Annotated in this window: 17 protein-coding genes; 7 read left to right on the forward strand and 10 right to left on the reverse strand. The window is 61.4% G+C overall.

Annotated elements, in window-relative coordinates:
• Positions 1-2 precede the first annotated feature (2 nt).
• The 9 genes from ACZ3HH_RS01570 to ACZ3HH_RS01610 form a co-directional block, all read right to left on the reverse strand.
• Entirely contained in the window at positions 3-1,343 is a 1,341-nt protein-coding gene (locus ACZ3HH_RS01570) for an ABC transporter substrate-binding protein (RefSeq protein ID WP_465802380.1), read from the reverse strand.
• Between the two features lie 25 nt (positions 1,344-1,368).
• Complete coding sequence (locus ACZ3HH_RS01575) at positions 1,369-2,418, reverse strand: branched-chain amino acid ABC transporter permease (protein WP_465802381.1); 1,050 nt, start codon at positions 2,416-2,418, stop codon at positions 1,369-1,371.
• 4 nt (positions 2,419-2,422) lie between these two features.
• Positions 2,423-3,304: a branched-chain amino acid ABC transporter permease gene (locus tag ACZ3HH_RS01580; protein ID WP_465802383.1), complete on the reverse strand. Its 882-nt coding sequence runs from the start codon at positions 3,302-3,304 to the stop codon at positions 2,423-2,425.
• Positions 3,304-4,080 (reverse strand): ABC transporter ATP-binding protein, encoded by a 777-nt coding sequence (locus tag ACZ3HH_RS01585; RefSeq protein WP_465802384.1) that lies wholly within the window; start codon positions 4,078-4,080, stop codon positions 3,304-3,306. The genes ACZ3HH_RS01580 and ACZ3HH_RS01585 overlap by 1 nt, the downstream gene beginning before the upstream one ends.
• A complete protein-coding gene (locus ACZ3HH_RS01590) occupies positions 4,077-4,982 on the reverse strand; it encodes an AMP-binding protein (RefSeq protein WP_465802385.1) in 906 nt (301 codons plus the stop codon). Before ACZ3HH_RS01590 ends, ACZ3HH_RS01585 begins: the two co-directional genes overlap by 4 nt.
• A 238-nt stretch (positions 4,983-5,220) precedes the next feature.
• Complete coding sequence (locus ACZ3HH_RS01595) at positions 5,221-6,633, reverse strand: LLM class flavin-dependent oxidoreductase (RefSeq protein WP_465802387.1); 1,413 nt, start codon at positions 6,631-6,633, stop codon at positions 5,221-5,223.
• Positions 6,633-7,097: an acyl-CoA dehydrogenase gene (locus ACZ3HH_RS01600; protein ID WP_465802388.1), complete on the reverse strand. Its 465-nt coding sequence runs from the start codon at positions 7,095-7,097 to the stop codon at positions 6,633-6,635. The genes ACZ3HH_RS01595 and ACZ3HH_RS01600 overlap by 1 nt, the downstream gene beginning before the upstream one ends.
• A 10-nt stretch (positions 7,098-7,107) precedes the next feature.
• Positions 7,108-8,310, reverse strand: coding sequence for an SfnB family sulfur acquisition oxidoreductase (locus tag ACZ3HH_RS01605; protein ID WP_465802390.1), 1,203 nt, complete (start codon positions 8,308-8,310; stop codon positions 7,108-7,110).
• Between the two features lie 156 nt (positions 8,311-8,466).
• Positions 8,467-9,030, reverse strand: a complete 564-nt coding sequence (locus ACZ3HH_RS01610; RefSeq protein ID WP_050681569.1) for a helix-turn-helix domain-containing protein — start codon at positions 9,028-9,030, stop codon at positions 8,467-8,469.
• A gap of 15 nt (positions 9,031-9,045) precedes the next feature.
• Between ACZ3HH_RS01610 and ACZ3HH_RS01615 the strand changes: the two genes are divergently transcribed.
• The 7 genes from ACZ3HH_RS01615 (at position 9,046) to ACZ3HH_RS01645 (ending at position 16,413) form a co-directional block, all read left to right on the forward strand.
• The gene (locus tag ACZ3HH_RS01615) at positions 9,046-10,050 is read left to right on the forward strand and encodes a DMT family transporter (protein ID WP_465802723.1); all 1,005 of its coding nucleotides are present in this window, start codon (positions 9,046-9,048) and stop codon (positions 10,048-10,050) included.
• 287 nt (positions 10,051-10,337) lie between these two features.
• Entirely contained in the window at positions 10,338-13,268 is a 2,931-nt protein-coding gene (locus ACZ3HH_RS01620) for a monovalent cation/H+ antiporter subunit A (protein ID WP_465802392.1), read from the forward strand.
• Positions 13,268-13,612, forward strand: a complete 345-nt coding sequence (locus ACZ3HH_RS01625; protein ID WP_008029186.1) for a Na+/H+ antiporter subunit C — start codon at positions 13,268-13,270, stop codon at positions 13,610-13,612. The genes ACZ3HH_RS01620 and ACZ3HH_RS01625 overlap by 1 nt, the downstream gene beginning before the upstream one ends.
• Positions 13,609-15,294 carry a monovalent cation/H+ antiporter subunit D gene (locus ACZ3HH_RS01630; protein ID WP_465802394.1) on the forward strand — a complete coding sequence of 562 codons (1,686 nt, stop codon included), beginning with the start codon at positions 13,609-13,611 and terminating at the stop codon, positions 15,292-15,294. Before ACZ3HH_RS01625 ends, ACZ3HH_RS01630 begins: the two co-directional genes overlap by 4 nt.
• Positions 15,291-15,779, forward strand: a complete 489-nt coding sequence (locus tag ACZ3HH_RS01635; protein WP_258615581.1) for a Na+/H+ antiporter subunit E — start codon at positions 15,291-15,293, stop codon at positions 15,777-15,779. The genes ACZ3HH_RS01630 and ACZ3HH_RS01635 overlap by 4 nt, the downstream gene beginning before the upstream one ends.
• Positions 15,776-16,054: a K+/H+ antiporter subunit F gene (locus ACZ3HH_RS01640; protein WP_008012107.1), complete on the forward strand. Its 279-nt coding sequence runs from the start codon at positions 15,776-15,778 to the stop codon at positions 16,052-16,054. The genes ACZ3HH_RS01635 and ACZ3HH_RS01640 overlap by 4 nt, the downstream gene beginning before the upstream one ends.
• Positions 16,051-16,413, forward strand: coding sequence for a Na+/H+ antiporter subunit G (locus tag ACZ3HH_RS01645; RefSeq protein WP_465802395.1), 363 nt, complete (start codon positions 16,051-16,053; stop codon positions 16,411-16,413). Before ACZ3HH_RS01640 ends, ACZ3HH_RS01645 begins: the two co-directional genes overlap by 4 nt.
• A 125-nt stretch (positions 16,414-16,538) precedes the next feature.
• Here the strand turns inward: ACZ3HH_RS01645 and ACZ3HH_RS01650 are convergent, their stop codons facing one another.
• Positions 16,539-16,976: a DUF3995 domain-containing protein gene (locus ACZ3HH_RS01650; protein ID WP_048397043.1), complete on the reverse strand. Its 438-nt coding sequence runs from the start codon at positions 16,974-16,976 to the stop codon at positions 16,539-16,541.
• Positions 16,977-17,138 lie beyond the last annotated feature (162 nt).

Consider the following 17,138-nt stretch of genomic DNA (forward strand, 5'->3'; position numbering starts at 1 on the left):
CGTTATTCATCCCCGGTGCAGGTGCGTGGCGTCAGGCCTTTTTCCTTGGCGAACGCGGCGGATTTTTCATCGATCAATGGCCGCAGCAAGGCGCGGTCGGCGGGGATCCAGTCGCTGATCAGCGTCCAGTTGGCGCCGTCCCACTGTTGCACCCGCGCCGAACCGCCACCTTCATGATCCTTGCAAGACAGCTTGAGGTTCTGCATCAGGCCGAAGTAGCCCATGTCCTTGAGCCGCGCGTCGTCGATGTTCAGGTGTTCCAGGCCCCAGCGCCCTTCTTCGCCGTTAAGCGGCCGCTTGCCGAATTTGCCTTGGGCGGTGCGGATCGCTTCCACCATCACTGCCGCGTTCACCAGCCCGGAGTTGTAATAGACGCTGCCGAAATTCTTCAGGTCCTTGAGGTCGCTTTTGCCTTTGTCGAGGATGGCTTGCTTGAGGCGTTTATGGATCTCGAATTCGCTGCCGGCCGGGTATGGCGTCAGCGCCAGATACCCTTTGGCGGCGGCGCCCGCGGGCAACACGTCTTCGCTGGAACTGGCCCAGATGTCGCCGACGATGTGGTCCACCGGGAAGCCGAAACGCGCCGCCGTCTTGACCGCCACCGGCGTCGACACGCCCCAGGTGCGCAGGAACACCCAGTCCGGGTTGGCCTGACGCACTTGCCGCCATTGCGCCGATTGCTCGTTGCCCGGATCGGCCACCGGAATCTGGATGTTTTCGAAACCATATTTTTCAGCCAGCAACTTCAACGGACCGAGGGTTTCCCGACCGTAAGCCGAGTCGTGATAAACCGTGGCGATCTTCTTGCCCTTGAGTTTGTCGAACCCGCCCTCGCGCTGGGCGATGTAGTTGATCAGGCTCGAGGCCTCGCTGTAGAAAGTCAGCATCACCGGAAAGTTATAGGGGAACACCGTGCCGTCGGTGGCTTCGGTGCGACCGTAGCCGAGGGTGATCAGCGGGATCTTGTCGACTTCCGCCCGCTCGCTCAGCGCATACGCCGCCGGTGCGCCGTTGGGTGAATAGATCGCCACCGGGGCGCCATCCAGGCCTTTCTTGAAGCGCTCATAGCACTCGATGCCCTTCTCCGCCGTCCACTCGGTTTCGCATTCCTGCCAGACCAGTTTGACGCCGTTGATCCCGCCTTCCACATCGTTGATGTAGTTCAGGTAATCGAGCATGCCGGCCCACACTTGCACACCGCTGGAGGCGTAAGCGCCGACCCGGTAAGTGGCCAACGGGAAGAACTGCTGGTCCGGCGAGGCCTGAACCATCGGCACCGCACTGCCCAATACCGCGAGCGTCAGAGCGACGCCGGCCAACGAACGTTTCAAGGATGCACGCATGTTGTCTCTCTACCAGGTTGGGGATTCAGAAGCGCAGCGGCCAGTGACTCAGCCGTTCACGAAGGTTGCTCAAGAGGCGAATCAGGCCCTCCGGTTCCTTGATCAGAAACAGGATGATCAGCACGCCGAAGATGATTTTTTGCAGGTTCTGCAACTGGCCGGCGTCCACCGAACCACCGAACAAGGCTTGCCCGGCATGGCTGAGCAGGATCGGCAGCAAGCTGATAAACGCTGCGCCGACAAAGTTGCCGGCGATGCTGCCCATGCCACCGATAATGATGATGAACAGGATCTGGAACGACCGGTTGATATCGAAGCTGCTGGCGCTGGCCGTGCCCAGATAAGCAAAGGCCCACAGCGCCCCGGCGATGCCGAGGTAAAACGAGCTGACGGCGAATGCCAGGTGTTTGTAGCGCACCACCGGAATGCCAATGACGGCGGCGGCGGTGTCCATGTCGCGGATCGCCATCCAGTTGCGGCCGATCTGGCTTTTCACCAGGTTCACCGCGACCCAGGTCAACAGCAGCACTGTGGTCAGGGTCAGCAGATAGCGGCCCAATGGAGTGTTGAGGTCATGACCGAACAACGCCAGTTTCGGCGCGGAAATGGTCCCGGACGAACCATAGTTGTAGAACCAGGGGAATTTGACGAACAGCCATTCCAGGAAAAACTGCGCGGCCAGGGTGGTGACCATCAGGTAAAAGCCCTTGATCCGCGAACTCGGCAGGCCAAAAACAAACCCCACCACCGCGCTGATCAGCCCGCCGCCGACCAGCGCCACCGGCAAGCCCAGCTCTGGCAAACGCAGTAGAAAGCCGTAGGTGGCAAAGGCGCCGACCGCCATGAAACCGGCCGCGCCGACCGAGGTCTGGCCGGTGTAACCAGTGAGCAGGTTGAGGCCAAGCCCGGCCAGGGACAACACCAGGAACGGAATCAGAATCGCGTTCAGCCAATAGTCGTTGCCGGTCAGCGGCACGACCACGAAGGCGATCAACAATAGTGCAATCAAACCAATCGGCACACGGCGCTGAATCAACACCGCCGGCGCGGTTTCGCGGGTAAGGGAAATCGACATGGGTTCAGACTCGCTCGATGGCGCGCTCGCCGAACAGGCCGGCGGGACGGATGTACAGGAAGGCCAAAGCCAGGACGTAAGCGAACCATGGGATAATGCCACCGCCGATCAGCGGGCCGATGTACACCTCGGCGAGGTTCTCCGCCGCACCGACGATCAACCCGCCGACAATCGCCCCGCCAATCGAGGTGAAGCCGCCGATGATCAACACAGGCAAGGCCTTGAGCACCACCAGCGACAGCGAGAACTGCACACCTTGGCGCGCGCCCCACAACAACCCCGCCACCAGCCCGACAATGCCGGCCACCGCCCAGACGATCTGCCATATGCGGTTGAGGTTGATGCCGATCGACAGCGCGGCGGTGGTGTCATCCGCCACCGCGCGCAGGGACACGCCAATGCGGGTTTTGTTGAACAGCAGCGCCAACACCGTCACCAGCACAATGGCGGCAGCCGCAGCGATCAGGTCGAACTGGCTGACCATCATCCCGCCGATGAACAGCGGCACGTCGTCGATGCCCAGATCCAGCGCCCGCACTTGCGAACCCATCAAGCCCTGAGCCAGGCCTTCGATGATGAACGACAACCCGAGAGTGGCCATGAACAGGGTGATCTGTGAGCGATTGACCAGTGGCCGCAACACCAGCCGTTCGATCAGTAACGCGCCGATGATCATCACCACAACGGTCAGCAACAGCGCCAAGGCAAACGGCACGCCTTGATCGTGCAGGCTGACAAAGGTCAACGCGGCGAACAGCAGCATCGCGCCCTGGGCAAAATTGAACACGCCGCTGGCCTTGTAGATCAGCACGAAGCCGATCGCGACCAGCGAGTACATGGTCCCGGCGAGCAAGCCGCCGAACAGGGTTTCGAAGAAGAACGTCATCAGTGCACCACTCCCAGATACGCCGCGATGACTTCGGGATTGGCCTGCACCTCGGCCGGCGTGCCGTCACCGACCTTGCGCCCGTAATCGAGCACCACCACATGGTCGGACAGGCCCATGACCACGCTCATGTCGTGCTCGATCAACACCACCGTAGCGCCGAGGTCGCGGTTGATGTCGGCGATGAAGCGGGCCATTTCCTGCTTCTCTTCGGCGTTCATCCCGGCCATCGGCTCATCGAGCAGCAACAGGCTGGGGCCGGCGATCAAGGCACGGCCAAGCTCCACACGTTTTTGCAGGCCGTAGGACAGCTTGCCCACCGGCACATCGCGATGGGCTTGCAGTTCGAGAAATTCGAGAATGCCCTGGGCCTGCCGACGGAAGTCTTCAGCCTCACGCCGCGCTCTTGGCAGGTTCAGCGCCTGTTCAATGAAACGGCTGCGCAGGTGCCGTGACAGGCCGGTGAGGATGTTGTCGATCACGCTCATTTTCTTGAACAACGCGTTGTTCTGGAACGTGCGGCCGATGCCCCGGCGTGCGGCGCTCAGCGGGTCGATACGCTTGAACGGCTGTTGCTCGAACACAATCGATCCGGCATCGAAGTGGTACACGCCGTTCAGCACGTTAAGCAACGAACTCTTGCCCGCGCCGTTGGGGCCGATCAGCGCGCAGATCTCGCCCCGGCGCACATCGAACGACAGTTCATTGATTGCCTTCACGCCTTTGAAGGACAGGGAAATACCGCTGACTTGCAGAATGGAGTCGGTCGAGCTCATGCGATGTCCCGTTTGAATTCGGCGAGCCAGGTCGGCTCGGGTTGAGCATCGGAAATGCGGATGGCTTGCCAGATGAAATGCAGATTGTGGAAACCCAACAGGCGGCGAACGCGGTTCTTGATCAACCGTTGCAAGCCTTTTTCGGGATGGGCGATGGCCCAGTCGCAGAGGCGTCGACGCCAAGTGCCATTGGGGGCGAGGCGGCTGTCGATTTCTGTGGCCAATAGCTGCAGGCGTTCGGCGGACAGCAGCAGCCCGGACGGCGCCACTTCACGACGGTCGCGGGCGGCACTGCCAGGGCTTTCCGGGAAGGCCAGGGATTGGCCGCTGGCCAGCCATTGTTCCAGCAGCACCGTCAGGCCGTGCTGCCACTGGGTGCCCTCTTCGCTCCACAGTTGCGCGTCTTGATTCCAGCGGTTGAGGCGTTGCGCAGGGTCCACCGGGCCAAACAGATCGGCGAAACTCAGCAGCTTCAGGCCTTGGTTGATCCAGAGTTGCTGCGTCTGTCGTCCCTGGACGAACGCGTGAGTCGGACGGCTGCGCCACAGGGCTTTGTGCAGGGCTTCGGAGTCAAGGTTGTCCGACAGCGTCAGCAGTTCGGCGCCAATGTGCCGGGCGGCCAGTGCGAGCAGCAACAGATTTGGCTCGAACGCACCGCTCAAGGCCAGGCGCGAGTCTTCGGTAAAACCCTGCTGACGCAAACCATCGGCCAACCGCTCGACATCGCGCAAAACATCGATCCAGCGCCAGACGAACCACTGACCGTGGCGCTTGTGTCGCAAGGCCGGTTGCAACGGACTGACCTGCGCCCAGCGCTGCAGCTGGTCCAGGGCGCGAGGCGCCTTGACCTGCCATTCGGCGGTGTCCGCGATGGGCGGACGCTTGAGTTCATGCACGCTCATTGGCTTACCTCTTATCCATGGGCAAAAGCGTGCGGTGGTCCGCTGGGCTGAAGAATTAACGCAATCTCTAAAACACCCCGTCCCCACATTGGATCTTCGCCGGGCGCTGTATTTGGGTACGACCTCAACACCTGTGGGAGCGGGCTTGCCCGCGATGGCGGTGTGACAGGCGACATCGATGTTGGATGTACAGGCCTCTTCGCGGGCAGCCCGCTCCCACAGGGGATGTGTGTTGTGCTCAAGCTTTCTGCGCAGACACCACTTTCTTCTCCTGCCGCCACAACCCCGCCAGGTCTCGATAACCGGCACCCGGATGGATATCCGGCAATCGCGCCCCTTCGCCAAACAACTTCTCGCGCAAGGTCCCCGGCGCATAGTCGGTCTTGTACACCCCGCGCTTCTGCAACTCCGGCACCAGCAACTCCACGGCGTCGATGAAGGTTTCGTGGGTCAATGCATAAGCCAGGTTGAAGCCGTCCACATCGGTCTCCTCGACCCACTCCTGGAGCAGGTCGGCGACGGTCTCGGGGCTGCCGACAAATAGCGGCCCGAAACCGCCAATCCCGACCCAATCGGCCAGCTCGTTTGGCGTCCAGACCTTGTTCGGGTCCGCCGTGGAGAATGCCTCCACCGCCGATTGAATGGCATTGGTGTGCACGTGTTTGAGCGGCTCATCCGGTTTGAACTGGCTGAAATCAATCCCGGTCCAGCCCGAGATCAACGCCATGGCGCCCTCATAACTGACCCAGGTTTTGTATTCTTCGAATTTGGCTTTGGCCTTGGCGTCGGTCTCGCCGAGGATCACCGTTTGCAGATTGAAAATCAGGATCTTCGACGGATCGCGCCCCGCTTCGGCCGCACGGCGACGGATGTCGGCCACGGTTTTCTTCAGCAGCACTTTCGACGGCGCGGCGACGAACACACACTCGGCATGTTCGGCAGCAAACTGCTTGCCGCGACTCGAGGCGCCGGCCTGATACAGCACCGGCGTACGTTGCGGCGAAGGCTCGCAGAGGTGAATCCCTGGCACCTGAAAGTGTTTGCCGAGGTGCCGGATCTCGTGGATTTTGCTCGGGTCGCTGAAGATCCGCCGCTCGCGATCCCGCAGAATCGCGCCCTCTTCCCAACTGCCTTCCCACAGCTTGTAGCAAACTTCCAGGTACTCTTCGGCGAAGTCATAACGGGCGTCGTGTTCGGTCTGGGCTTTCTGGCCGAGGTTCTTTGCACCGCTTTCCAGATACGAGGTGACAATGTTCCAGCCAGCGCGGCCCTTGGTCAGGTGATCGAGGGTCGACAGGCGTCGGGCAAACGGATACGGGTGTTCGAAGGACAGCGACGCGGTGAGGCCGAAACCCAGATGCTCGGTGACCAGCGCCATCGGCGGGATCAGTTGCAATGGATCATTGACCGGCACCTGCGCCGCCTGGCGAATCGCCGCGTCACCGTTGCCGTTGTAGACGTCATAAATGCCCAGCACATCGGCAATGAACAAACCGTCGAACTTGCCGCGCTCAAGGATTTTCGCCAGATCCGTCCAGTATTCGAGATCCTTGTACTGCCAGGATCGATCCCGCGGATGCGCCCACAAACCCGGCGACTGGTGACCGACGCAGTTCATGTCAAAGGCGTTGAGACGAATTTCACGGGCCATCAAACGACACTCCGCACGCTGGGTGGATGGATACCGTTGAGACGGAAGTTACCGATCAAGTGAAGTTTCCAGCGCAGCGGATCGGTCACTGAGCCCGACAATGGCGTGCGCTGGCCGGTGAGTTCGAATTCGGCGTTGCTTACGGCGTTTAAAGCATCGGCGCTGGCGAGGTGCGACTCGGCGATGGCAATAGTGGTTTCCGTATCCTCTTGACCACTGTTCAGAAACTCCTCGGCGCGTTCGAGCAAGGCGGCTGCCACTTCAATGCGGATCTGCAAGTCGCCGAAACGGCTGATAACGTAAGGATCATCGGTGGCTTTGGCGAGGCCGCTGCCGGCCCAGGGCTTAGTCTGCTGACGGACGAAACGCAGGGTCGCGTCGAGCAACGTGCGAGCGTTGTGCAGGTCGTGCTGAGGCTTGGCCAGGGGCTGCCCGGCAACAATCGGTTGGGTCAAGGCGTTCATGGGTCGCTCCTCAGTTCCAGGCGTGGCGCGCAGGCTTCACGCCGTTGAGCAGGTAGTTGCCGATCAAGTGATATTTCCAGCGCGCCGGGTCGTGCAAGGTGTGCGTCCGGGCGTTGCGCCAGTGACGATCGAGGTTGTACTTGCCGAGCACCGAGCGGGTGCCGGCGAGTTCGAAGAGTTTGCTGCTGGTGAGCAAGGCGATTTCGGCAGAGAGGACTTTCGCCTGTGCGACCACCACCGAGGCGCGGGCAACCGTGTCTTCATTGGGCTTGAGCAACGCAGCGTCGATGGCTTGGCCGGCCTTTTTCAGGATCGCTTCGGTGCCGTGAACCCGCCATTCCAGATCGCCGATCGCGGCGATGCTGAACGGGTCCTGCCAGCCATGATCCTGATGACTGTCGATCCATGGTCGGGCTTCACGGACGTAGCGCTTGGTTTCTTCCAGGGCGCCGACGGCGATGCCGGTATCCACGGCAGCCTGGATGATTTGCGAGATCGGGCCGTCGGCGGTGGGTTCGTCGAACGCCTTGTGGGCCGGGATCACCGCGCTCAAAGGCACGTTCACCGCGTTCAGGGTCACGCCGCCGCTGGCCGTGGTGCGCTGGCCGAAACCATCCCAGCTGTCGATCACCGTCAGACCGGGGTTGTCGCGCTCGATGAAGGCGATGAAAGCCTTGTTCTCTTGATCGACCGCCACCGCCGGCACGATGTGCGCGAACAACGCACCGGTGCAGTAAAACTTCTCGCCGTCGATTTGCGCGGTGTCTTTGTCGAAACGAATACGGGTTTCAAAGGCGCCGGCGTTTTTGCTTTTGGATTCGGAGAAGGCGTTGCCAAAGCGGTAGCCCTGCAAGACTTTGCCGAAGTAATAGCGCTTCTGCTCCTCGGTGGCGGTTTGCAGCAGGATGTCGAGCACGCCAAGGTGGTTTTGCGGGATCTGGCCGAGGGATGAGTCGGCGGCTGAAATGATCTTGATCACTTCGGCGACCGTCACGTAGGACACGCCGGCACCGCCGTATTCTTTGGGAATGGTGATGCCCCATAAACCACTGGCGGAGAACTCGTCGAGTTCGGCGACCGGCAGACGTCGCTCGCGGTCACGAGCACTGGCCTCGGTAGCGAAGCGTGCGGCGAGCTTGTGAGCGACGGCAATCGCCTCGGCGTCCGAGTGGATCACATGGGCGGTTTGCGAGGGTTGGGCAGAGGCTGTCATGGGCCGACTCCGGGATTCTGGTGAATGCCCCAGAGCTTTTGCAGGAGTCGTGCCTGAAATTAAATTTGTTTTATTTCAATAGCTTAATTAACTATCCGAGAAACACTTGCAGCTTTAAAACAGCAAAGTGCTTATCCAGTGTTGGTCGGTAAACAGTCAGATCACCACATTACGCACAAACCGCGCCGCCACTTCCCCGTCGTTGCGATAGGAATGGGGCTGGTTGCTGGCGAACATGAAGAACTCACCGGCAGCGATTTGCTGCGGCTGGTCGCCGAGCATCAGGGTCAGGCAGCCTTCGAACACATAGAGCTGTTCGCTCCAGCCTTCCGCATCCGGTTCCGATGGGTAATGCTCGCCCGGTTCGAGGCGCCATTCCCACAGTTCAACTTCGCGGGTGGCGGTGGCTTTCGACAACAGCACCGCTTTACTGCCGGGGATCGTGCCGGCCCATGCCAGTTCGTTGATGCGGCTCGGGTCGCGGGCGTCGGGAGCCTGAATCAAGTCGCTGAAGGCTACGTCCAGCGCTTCGGCAACGCGGTCGAGGGTGGTCAGGCTGACATTCTTCTCGCCGGCCTCGATGGCCACCAGCATCCGGCGGCTGACCCCGGACTTTTCGGCCAGGGCGGTCTGGCTCATGTCGGCGGCGTGACGCAGACGTCGGACGTTCTGGCTGACGTGCTGGAGAACCGAAGCCCGTTGGGTGGAATCTTTGTGCACTATATTGCTCACTTGATGGTGTTGCGCAGTATACTGCCCAACTTCCGGCGCATTGTGCGTCTCCCTCAGGTAGCGCGCAAGGTCATGACGTCGGTGAACTCCTCCCCTGCTTCCTCCCGTTTCTCACGGTTCAGCAAAGCTGAATGCGTGCTGGTGCTGATCACCGTGATCTGGGGCGGGACCTTTTTGCTGGTGCAACATGCGATGACCGTCAGCGGGCCGATGTTTTTCGTCGGTCTGCGTTTTGCTGCGGCGGCGAGCCTCGTTGCCCTGTTCTCCTGGCGTCATTTGCGCGAACTGACCCTGTTCGAACTCAAGGCCGGGGCGTTTATCGGCGTGGCGATCATGCTCGGTTACGGCTTGCAGACCGTGGGTTTGCAGAGCATCCCCAGTAGTCAGTCGGCGTTTATTACCGCGCTGTATGTGCCGTTCGTGCCGTTGCTGCAATGGCTGGTACTGGGGCGGCGGCCGGGGTTGATGCCGAGCATCGGGATCATGCTGGCCTTTACCGGGCTCATGCTGCTGTCGGGACCTGCCGGCGCTTCGTTCAATTTCAGCCCTGGTGAAATCGCCACATTGATCAGTGCCGTGGCGATTGCTGCGGAGATCATTCTGATCAGCACCTATGCCGGCCAGGTCGATGTGCGCCGGGTGACGGTGGTGCAACTGGCAGTGACTTCGGTGCTGGCATTTCTGATGGTGGTGCCGACTCAGGAAGTGATTCCGGGGTTCTCCTGGTTGCTGTTGTGCAGCGCATTGGGGCTGGGCGCGGCGAGTGCGGCGATTCAGGTGGCGATGAACTGGGCGCAGAAGAGTGTGTCGCCGACGCGGGCGACGTTGATCTATGCCGGGGAGCCGGTGTGGGCCGGGATTGTCGGGCGGATTGCCGGGGAGCGGTTGCCGGCGATTGCGTTGGTCGGGGCGGGGTTGATTGTGGCGGCGGTGATTGTCAGTGAGTTGAAGACTAAGGGTAAGGTTGCTTCGCCTGAAGAAGAGTTGGAGCAGGAAGCACAGGGTTAAGCCGTAATATCTGCGTTGCTTGATAGACAGCCATCGCGGGCAAGCCCGCTCCCACAGGGTCTGGAGGTGTACACGCGATTTGCGTACAACCAAAATCTCTGTGGGAGCGGCGGTGCGACGATTCGACTTGCCCGCGATGGGGCCGGGACAGGCGAAATCGCCCTCCCTGAAACAATGTGAATCAGGAATTTTCCGTTTACCTTGTAGGATTCTGCGACAGCTTGGCGTTTGGTGATCCGGGAGCTGGCACGTATGATGCTTCACAAACTTCCGCAGATTAGAAGCCTATGTCTCTGATAGTTCTACTGCTTCTGCCTTTTATCGGCAGCTGTCTGGCAGCCTTGCTGCCGCACAACGCGCGTAATACCGAATCGCTGTTGGCTGGCGTGGTGGCCCTGATCGGCACCGTCCAGGTCGCCCTCTTGTACCCGCAAATCGCCCATGGCGGCGTGATCCGCGAAGAGTTCTTCTGGTTACCGAGCCTGGGCCTGAACTTCGTCCTGCGCATGGACGGTTTCGCCTGGCTGTTCTCGATGCTGGTGCTGGGCATTGGCACGCTGGTTTCTCTGTACGCCCGTTATTACATGTCACCGGACGATCCGGTGCCGCGTTTCTTCGCGTTTTTCCTGGCGTTCATGGGCGCCATGCTGGGGTTGGTGATCTCCGGCAACCTGATCCAGATCGTGTTTTTCTGGGAGCTGACCAGCCTCTTCTCATTCCTGTTGATCGGCTATTGGCACCACCGCGCCGATGCGCGACGTGGCGCCTACATGGCGTTGATGGTCACCGGTGCCGGTGGTTTGTGTTTGCTGGCGGGGGTCATGCTGCTCGGTCATGTGGTCGGCAGCTATGACCTGGACAAGGTCCTGGCCGCCGGCGATCAGATTCGCGCACATGCCCTCTACCCTATTCTGCTGCCCCTGATCCTGATCGGCGCCCTGAGCAAAAGCGCGCAATTCCCCTTCCACTTCTGGCTGCCCCACGCCATGGCGGCGCCGACACCGGTTTCGGCGTATCTGCACTCGGCGACCATGGTCAAGGCCGGGGTCTTCCTGCTCGCACGCCTGTGGCCCTCGCTGTCCGGCAGTGAAGAATGGTTCTACATCGTCAGCGGGGCCGGGGCCTGTACGCTGTTGCTCGGCGCGTACTGCGCGATGTTTCAGAACGACCTCAAAGGCCTGCTGGCCTACTCGACCATCAGCCACCTGGGCCTGATCACCCTGCTGCTAGGGCTGAACAGTCCCCTGGCCGCCGTCGCCGCGGTGTTCCACATTCTCAACCACGCTACGTTCAAGGCCTCGCTGTTCATGGCAGCCGGGATCATCGACCACGAAAGCGGCACCCGGGACATTCGCAAACTCAGCGGCCTGATCAAACTGATCCCGTTCACCGCCACCCTGGCCATGGTCGCCAGCGCTTCCATGGCTGGCGTGCCGCTGCTCAACGGTTTCCTGTCGAAAGAGATGTTCTTCGCCGAAACCGTGTTCATCAACGCCACAGCCTGGATCGAGATGACCCTGCCGATCGTCGCGACCATCGCCGGGACGTTCAGCGTGGCCTATTCCCTGCGCTTCACCGTCGATGTGTTCTTCGGCCCGACCGCCACCGACCTGCCGCACACCCCGCACGAGCCGCCACGCTGGATGCGCGCGCCGGTGGAGTTGCTGGTGTTCACCTGTCTGGTGGTGGGGATCTTCCCCGCTCAAGTGGTCGGCCCGTTGCTCGCGGCGGCGGCATTGCCGGTGGTGGGCGGCACGCTGCCCGAGTACAGCCTGGCGATCTGGCACGGCTGGAACGCGCCGATGATCATGAGTTTGATTGCCATGTCCTGCGGCGTTGTGCTTTATCTGCTGCTGCGTAATCAGCTCAAACGCGGGCGCTTCGTCTATCCGCCAATCATTGGCCGGTTCAACGGCAAGCGCCTGTTCGAGCGCAGCCTGGTGATCATGATGCGCCTGGCCCGTCGTCTGGAGCGACGGATCAGCACTCGGCGCCTGCAAACCCAACTGTTCCTGGTGGTACTCGCCGCGGTGCTGGCCGGGTTGATCCCGATGCTGCATAGCAGCCTGAGCTGGGGCGACCGGCCGAAGATTCAGGGCTCGATCGTGTTCGTGATCCTCTGGCTGCTGGCGATTGCCTGCGCCCTTGGCGCGGCGTGGCAAGCCAAGTATCACCGGCTCGCTGCCCTGACCATGGTCAGCGTCTGTGGCTTGATGACCTGCGTGACCTTCGTCTGGTTCTCGGCGCCGGATCTGGCGCTGACCCAACTGGCAGTGGAAGTGGTGACCACGGTGTTGATCCTCCTCGGTCTGCGCTGGCTGCCGCGACGGATCGAAGAGGTGTCGCCGTTACCGAGCAGTCTGCGCAAGGCGCGGGTGCGAAGGGTTCGCGACCTGGCGCTATCGATCACGGTCGGTGGCGGCATGGCGCTGCTGTCCTACGCGATGCTGACCCGCCAGACGCCCAACGACATTTCCTCGTTCTACCTCAGTCGCGCACTGCCCGAAGGCGGCGGCAGCAACGTGGTCAACGTGATGCTGGTGGACTTCCGCGGCTTCGACACCCTCGGCGAAATCACCGTGCTGGTGGCGGTGGCCCTGGCCGTGTTCGCCCTGCTGCGACGCTTCCGCCCACCGAAAGAAAGCCTGCAGCTGCCGGCGCAGCAACGTTTGCTCGCGCCGGATGTGGTCACCGATCTGGTCAACCCGCGTCACGCCAGCGACACCGCGCTCGGTTTCATGATGGTGCCAGCGGTGCTGGTGCGTCTGCTGCTGCCGATTGCGTTTGTGGTGTCGGTCTACCTGTTCATGCGCGGGCACAATCAACCGGGTGGCGGTTTCGTCGCCGGTCTGGTGATGTCGGTGGCGTTCATCCTGCAATACATGGTCGCCGGCACCCAGTGGGTCGAGGCGCAAATGAGCCTGCGACCGCTGCGCTGGATGGGCACCGGGCTGCTGTTCGCCACGGTCACCGGGCTCGGGGCGATGGCGGCTGGCTATCCATTCCTCACCACCCACACCTGGCATTTCACACTGCCGCTACTGGGCGATATTCACATCGCCAGCGCGCTGTTCTTCGACATTGGCGTGTACGCCGTGGTGGTCGGTTCGACCCTGTTGATCCTGACCGCCCTCGCCCACCAATCGGTACGCGGTCATAAAACCAGCGCGCAACCCAAGCCCATGGCCAAAGCGGCTGCCACGCAAGGAGCCATCTGATGGAAGAAGTCATCGCAATCGCCATCGGTGTGTTGGCCGCGTCCGGCGTGTGGCTGGTGCTGCGGCCACGGACGTTCCAGGTGGTCATGGGCCTGTGCCTGCTGTCCTACGGCGTCAACCTGTTCATCTTCAGCATGGGCAGCCTGTTCATCGGCAAGGAGCCGAACATCAAGGACGGCGTGCCTCAGGATTTGCTGCACTACACCGACCCGCTGCCGCAAGCGTTGGTGCTCACCGCGATCGTCATCAGCTTCGCCATGACCGCGCTGTTCCTGGTGGTGCTGCTCGCCTCCCGGGGCCTGACCGGCACCGACCATGTGGACGGCCGGGAGCCTAAAGAATGAATCCGATGGCGCACCTGATCGCTGCACCGATTCTGCTACCGCTGCTGACCGCCGCGGTGATGTTGATGCTGGGCGAGAAACACCGTCCGTTAAAGGCCAAAATCAATTTGTTCTCCAGCCTGCTGGGGCTGGGCATTGCCGTGATGCTGCTGCAATGGACCCAAACCACCGGCGTGCCCGGCTCCATCGGTGTGTACCTGCCGGGCAACTGGCAGGTGCCGTTCGGTATTGTGCTGGTGGTCGATCGTCTGTCGGCGCTGATGCTGGTGCTGACCGGAATCATCGGCGTCAGCGCGTTGCTGTTCGCCATGGCCCGCTGGGACGGCGCCGGTTCGAGTTTCCACGCGCTGTTTCAGATTCAGTTGATGGGCCTGTACGGCGCCTTCCTGACGGCGGACCTGTTCAACCTGTTCGTGTTTTTCGAAGTGCTGCTGGCCGCTTCCTACGGGCTGATGCTGCACGGTTCGGGCCGGGCGCGGGTGTCGTCGGGGCTGCATTACATCTCGATCAACCTGCTGGCCTCGTCGCTGTTTCTGATTGGCGCGGCGTTGATCTACGGCGTTACTGGCACGCTGAACATGGCCGACCTGGCGCTGAAAATCCCGCTGGTGCCGGAAGCCGATCGCGGCTTGCTGCATGCCGGCGCGGCGATTCTGGCGGTGGCGTTCCTGGCCAAGGCCGGGATGTGGCCGCTGAACTTCTGGCTGGTGCCGGCCTATTCTGCGGCCAGCGCGCCGGTGGCGGCGATGTTCGCGATCATGACCAAGGTCGGCGTCTACACCTTGCTACGCCTGTGGACGCTGCTGTTCTCCGGGCAGGCCGGGGCATCCGCGTACTTCGGTGGTGACTGGCTGATCTACGGCGGCATGGCGACCATCGTCTGCGCCGCCGTGGCAATCCTCGCCGCGCAACGCCTGGAACGCATGGCCAGCCTGAGCATTCTGGTGTCGGCAGGCATTTTGTTGTCGGCCATCGGTTTCGCCCAGCCGAACCTGATCGGCGCGGCGCTGTTCTATCTGGTCAGCTCGACCCTGGCCTTGAGCGCGCTGTTCCTGCTGGCCGAGTTGATCGAGCGCTCGCGTTCAGCCAACGAAATGCCACTGTTCGATGACGGCGAGCTGCTGCCACGGCCCCTGGAATCCTTGCAGCCGCCCAAAGGCTTCAACCTCGATGACGACCGCAAAGCCGTGGTCGGACAGGTGATTCCCTGGACCATGGCTTTCCTCGGTTTGAGTTTCATTGCCTGCGCCCTGCTGATCATCGGCATGCCGCCACTTTCCGGGTTTATCGGCAAACTCAGCCTGCTCAGCGCCCTGCTCAATCCGCTGGGTCTGGGCAATGGCAGCGACGAACCGATATCGAATGGTGCATGGGGTTTGCTCGTCCTGTTGATTCTGTCCGGGCTGGCCTCGCTGATCGCTTTTTCGCGTTTGGGCATCCAGCGTTTCTGGACCCCGCAAGAGCGCCCATCGCCCTTGCTGCGCCGCTTGGAATGCGTGCCGATCGTCATTCTGCTGGGGTTGAGCATTGCGCTGACGTTCAAGGCTGAACCGCTGCTGCGCTACACCCAAGCGGCGGCCGATGCATTGAACAACCCGCAGCAATACGTGATGGCGGTACTCGACACCCGTGTAATTCCAGGCCCGCAAGCCACGACAGCGCTGCTGGAGGTGCAACCATGAAGCGTCTGTTTCCTGCACCTTGGCTGTCTTTGGCGTTGTGGTTGCTGTGGCTGGTGTTGAACCTGTCGATGAGCCCCGGCAATCTCCTGCTGGGCGCCATGCTGGGATTCTGCGCACCGTTGATGATGCGCAAGCTGCGGCCGCTGCCGATCCGCATTCGTCGTCCCGGGGTAATCCTGCGTTTGTTCTTGCTGGTCGGACGCGACGTGCTCGTGTCCAACCTCGCCGTGGCCTGGGGCGTGCTCAACGCGGGCCGTCGTGCGCCTCGCTCGCGGTTCATCAAAGTGCCGCTGGACTTGCGCGATGCCAACGGCCTGGCGGCGCTGTCGATGATCTGCACGGTGGTCCCCGGCACGGTCTGGTCGGAACTGGCGCTGGATCGCAGCATTCTGTTGCTGCACGTCTTCGATCTGGATGACGAAAGCCAATTCATCCAGCACTTCAAGACGACCTACGAGCGCCCCTTGATGGAGATCTTCGAATGAGCGCATTGCTGTCGAACGCGATCCTGCTGAGTCTGTTCATCTTTTCAATGGCGATGATTCTGACCCTGATCCGGCTGTTCAAGGGCCCGTCGGCCCAGGATCGGGTTCTGGCCCTCGATTACCTGTACATCATCGCCATGCTGATGATGCTTGCGCTGGGCATTCGTTATGCCAGTGACACTTACTTCGAGGCGGCGCTGCTGATCGCCCTGTTCGGCTTCGTCGGCTCGTTTGCCCTGGCCAAATTCCTGCTGCGTGGCGAGGTGATCGAATGAGGCCTGAACTGTCTCTGTGGGTGGAAATTGCGGTGGCGATTTTGTTGGTGCTGAGCAGCCTGTTTACGCTGATCGGCGCGGTCGGGCTGCTGCGGATGAAGGATTATTTCCAGCGCATGCACCCGCCGGCGCTGGCCTCGACCTTGGGCGCGTGGTGCGTGGCATTGGCTTCGATCATTTACTTTTCGGCGCTCAACTCGACGCCGGTGCTGCATGCCTGGCTGATCCCGGTTCTGCTGTCCATCACCGTACCGGTGACCACGCTGCTGCTGGCCCGGGCGGCGCTGTTTCGCAAGCGCATGGCGGGGGATGATGTGCCGGCGGAAGTGAGTAGTCGGCGCACGGAACCCGGGAGTTAAGTTCAGAAGTTTTTGTTGATTGGGCTGGCCTCATCGCGAGCAGGCTCGCTCCCACAGGGGTTTTGCGAACACTGAAGATCCAATGTGGGAGCGAGCCTGCTCGCGATGGCGATAGTCAGGTACGCTCAGATCCAGGCCACTGCCAACAATCCGGCCCCCAACACCACACACAACGGCGAATACGCCCACGTATCCAGCCGGGCAAACCTTGAGCCCTTCTCCTGCTTGAAGAACCCCACCAAATTCGAATCGCCTATCGCCCGGGCGAACATCAGCATCGCGATCGCGCTGATCACCCATTGCAGCGACCAATGATGCACCGTGGGCAGATACAGCCCGACCCGCAGGCACACCAGCATCGCGATCAGCAGTAAACCCACCGCCACCAGCAACGTGGCAAAGCCCGACGGCTTGAACGCGGGCCTTGATGCCTCACCGCCCTCCCCGGGCACGCGCGGCACCGCCGCCTCGCTCCCCCACTTGCCACCTGCCGCCCAGTACAGATGCACCAGGCTGATCAATAAAAAGATTGCAGCAATCCATTGCGCGACCAAAAGGCTCATATTCAGAGATCCAGCGTGAAATGTCGCAGCAGGATGAACTTCCTTGCGCGTTTTTGTAAGGGTATTCGCTATAGACGGTAGCTCTGCTGCAAACGCGATTAAAAGCGCTCCCCCCGTAGGAGCTGCCGCAGGCTGCGATCTTTTGATCTTTTTTTTTTTTCA

This window comes from Pseudomonas sp. PME37.24/025, from assembly GCF_055556615.1.

Excerpts from the sequence above, each read along its gene's own strand:
- ACZ3HH_RS01600 (WP_465802388.1), bottom strand. The coding sequence starts at position 7,097 with ATGAACGCCTTGACCCAACCGATTGTTGCCGGGCAGCCCCTGGCCAAG.
- ACZ3HH_RS01595 (WP_465802387.1), bottom strand. The coding sequence starts at position 6,633 with ATGGCCCGTGAAATTCGTCTCAACGCCTTTGACATGAACTGCGTCGGT.
- ACZ3HH_RS01620 (WP_465802392.1), top strand. The coding sequence starts at position 10,338 with ATGTCTCTGATAGTTCTACTGCTTCTGCCTTTTATCGGCAGCTGTCTG.
- ACZ3HH_RS01650 (WP_048397043.1), bottom strand. The coding sequence starts at position 16,976 with ATGAGCCTTTTGGTCGCGCAATGGATTGCTGCAATCTTTTTATTGATC.
- ACZ3HH_RS01630 (WP_465802394.1), top strand. The coding sequence starts at position 13,609 with ATGAATCCGATGGCGCACCTGATCGCTGCACCGATTCTGCTACCGCTG.
- ACZ3HH_RS01615 (WP_465802723.1), top strand. The coding sequence starts at position 9,046 with ATGGTGTTGCGCAGTATACTGCCCAACTTCCGGCGCATTGTGCGTCTC.
- ACZ3HH_RS01635 (WP_258615581.1), top strand. The coding sequence starts at position 15,291 with ATGAAGCGTCTGTTTCCTGCACCTTGGCTGTCTTTGGCGTTGTGGTTG.
- ACZ3HH_RS01640 (WP_008012107.1), top strand. The coding sequence starts at position 15,776 with ATGAGCGCATTGCTGTCGAACGCGATCCTGCTGAGTCTGTTCATCTTT.
- ACZ3HH_RS01585 (WP_465802384.1), bottom strand. The coding sequence starts at position 4,080 with ATGAGCTCGACCGACTCCATTCTGCAAGTCAGCGGTATTTCCCTGTCC.
- ACZ3HH_RS01570 (WP_465802380.1), bottom strand. The coding sequence starts at position 1,343 with ATGCGTGCATCCTTGAAACGTTCGTTGGCCGGCGTCGCTCTGACGCTC.
- ACZ3HH_RS01575 (WP_465802381.1), bottom strand. The coding sequence starts at position 2,418 with ATGTCGATTTCCCTTACCCGCGAAACCGCGCCGGCGGTGTTGATTCAG.
- ACZ3HH_RS01590 (WP_465802385.1), bottom strand. The coding sequence starts at position 4,982 with ATGAGCGTGCATGAACTCAAGCGTCCGCCCATCGCGGACACCGCCGAA.
- ACZ3HH_RS01645 (WP_465802395.1), top strand. The coding sequence starts at position 16,051 with ATGAGGCCTGAACTGTCTCTGTGGGTGGAAATTGCGGTGGCGATTTTG.
- ACZ3HH_RS01605 (WP_465802390.1), bottom strand. The coding sequence starts at position 8,310 with ATGACAGCCTCTGCCCAACCCTCGCAAACCGCCCATGTGATCCACTCG.
- ACZ3HH_RS01580 (WP_465802383.1), bottom strand. The coding sequence starts at position 3,304 with ATGACGTTCTTCTTCGAAACCCTGTTCGGCGGCTTGCTCGCCGGGACC.
- ACZ3HH_RS01625 (WP_008029186.1), top strand. The coding sequence starts at position 13,268 with ATGGAAGAAGTCATCGCAATCGCCATCGGTGTGTTGGCCGCGTCCGGC.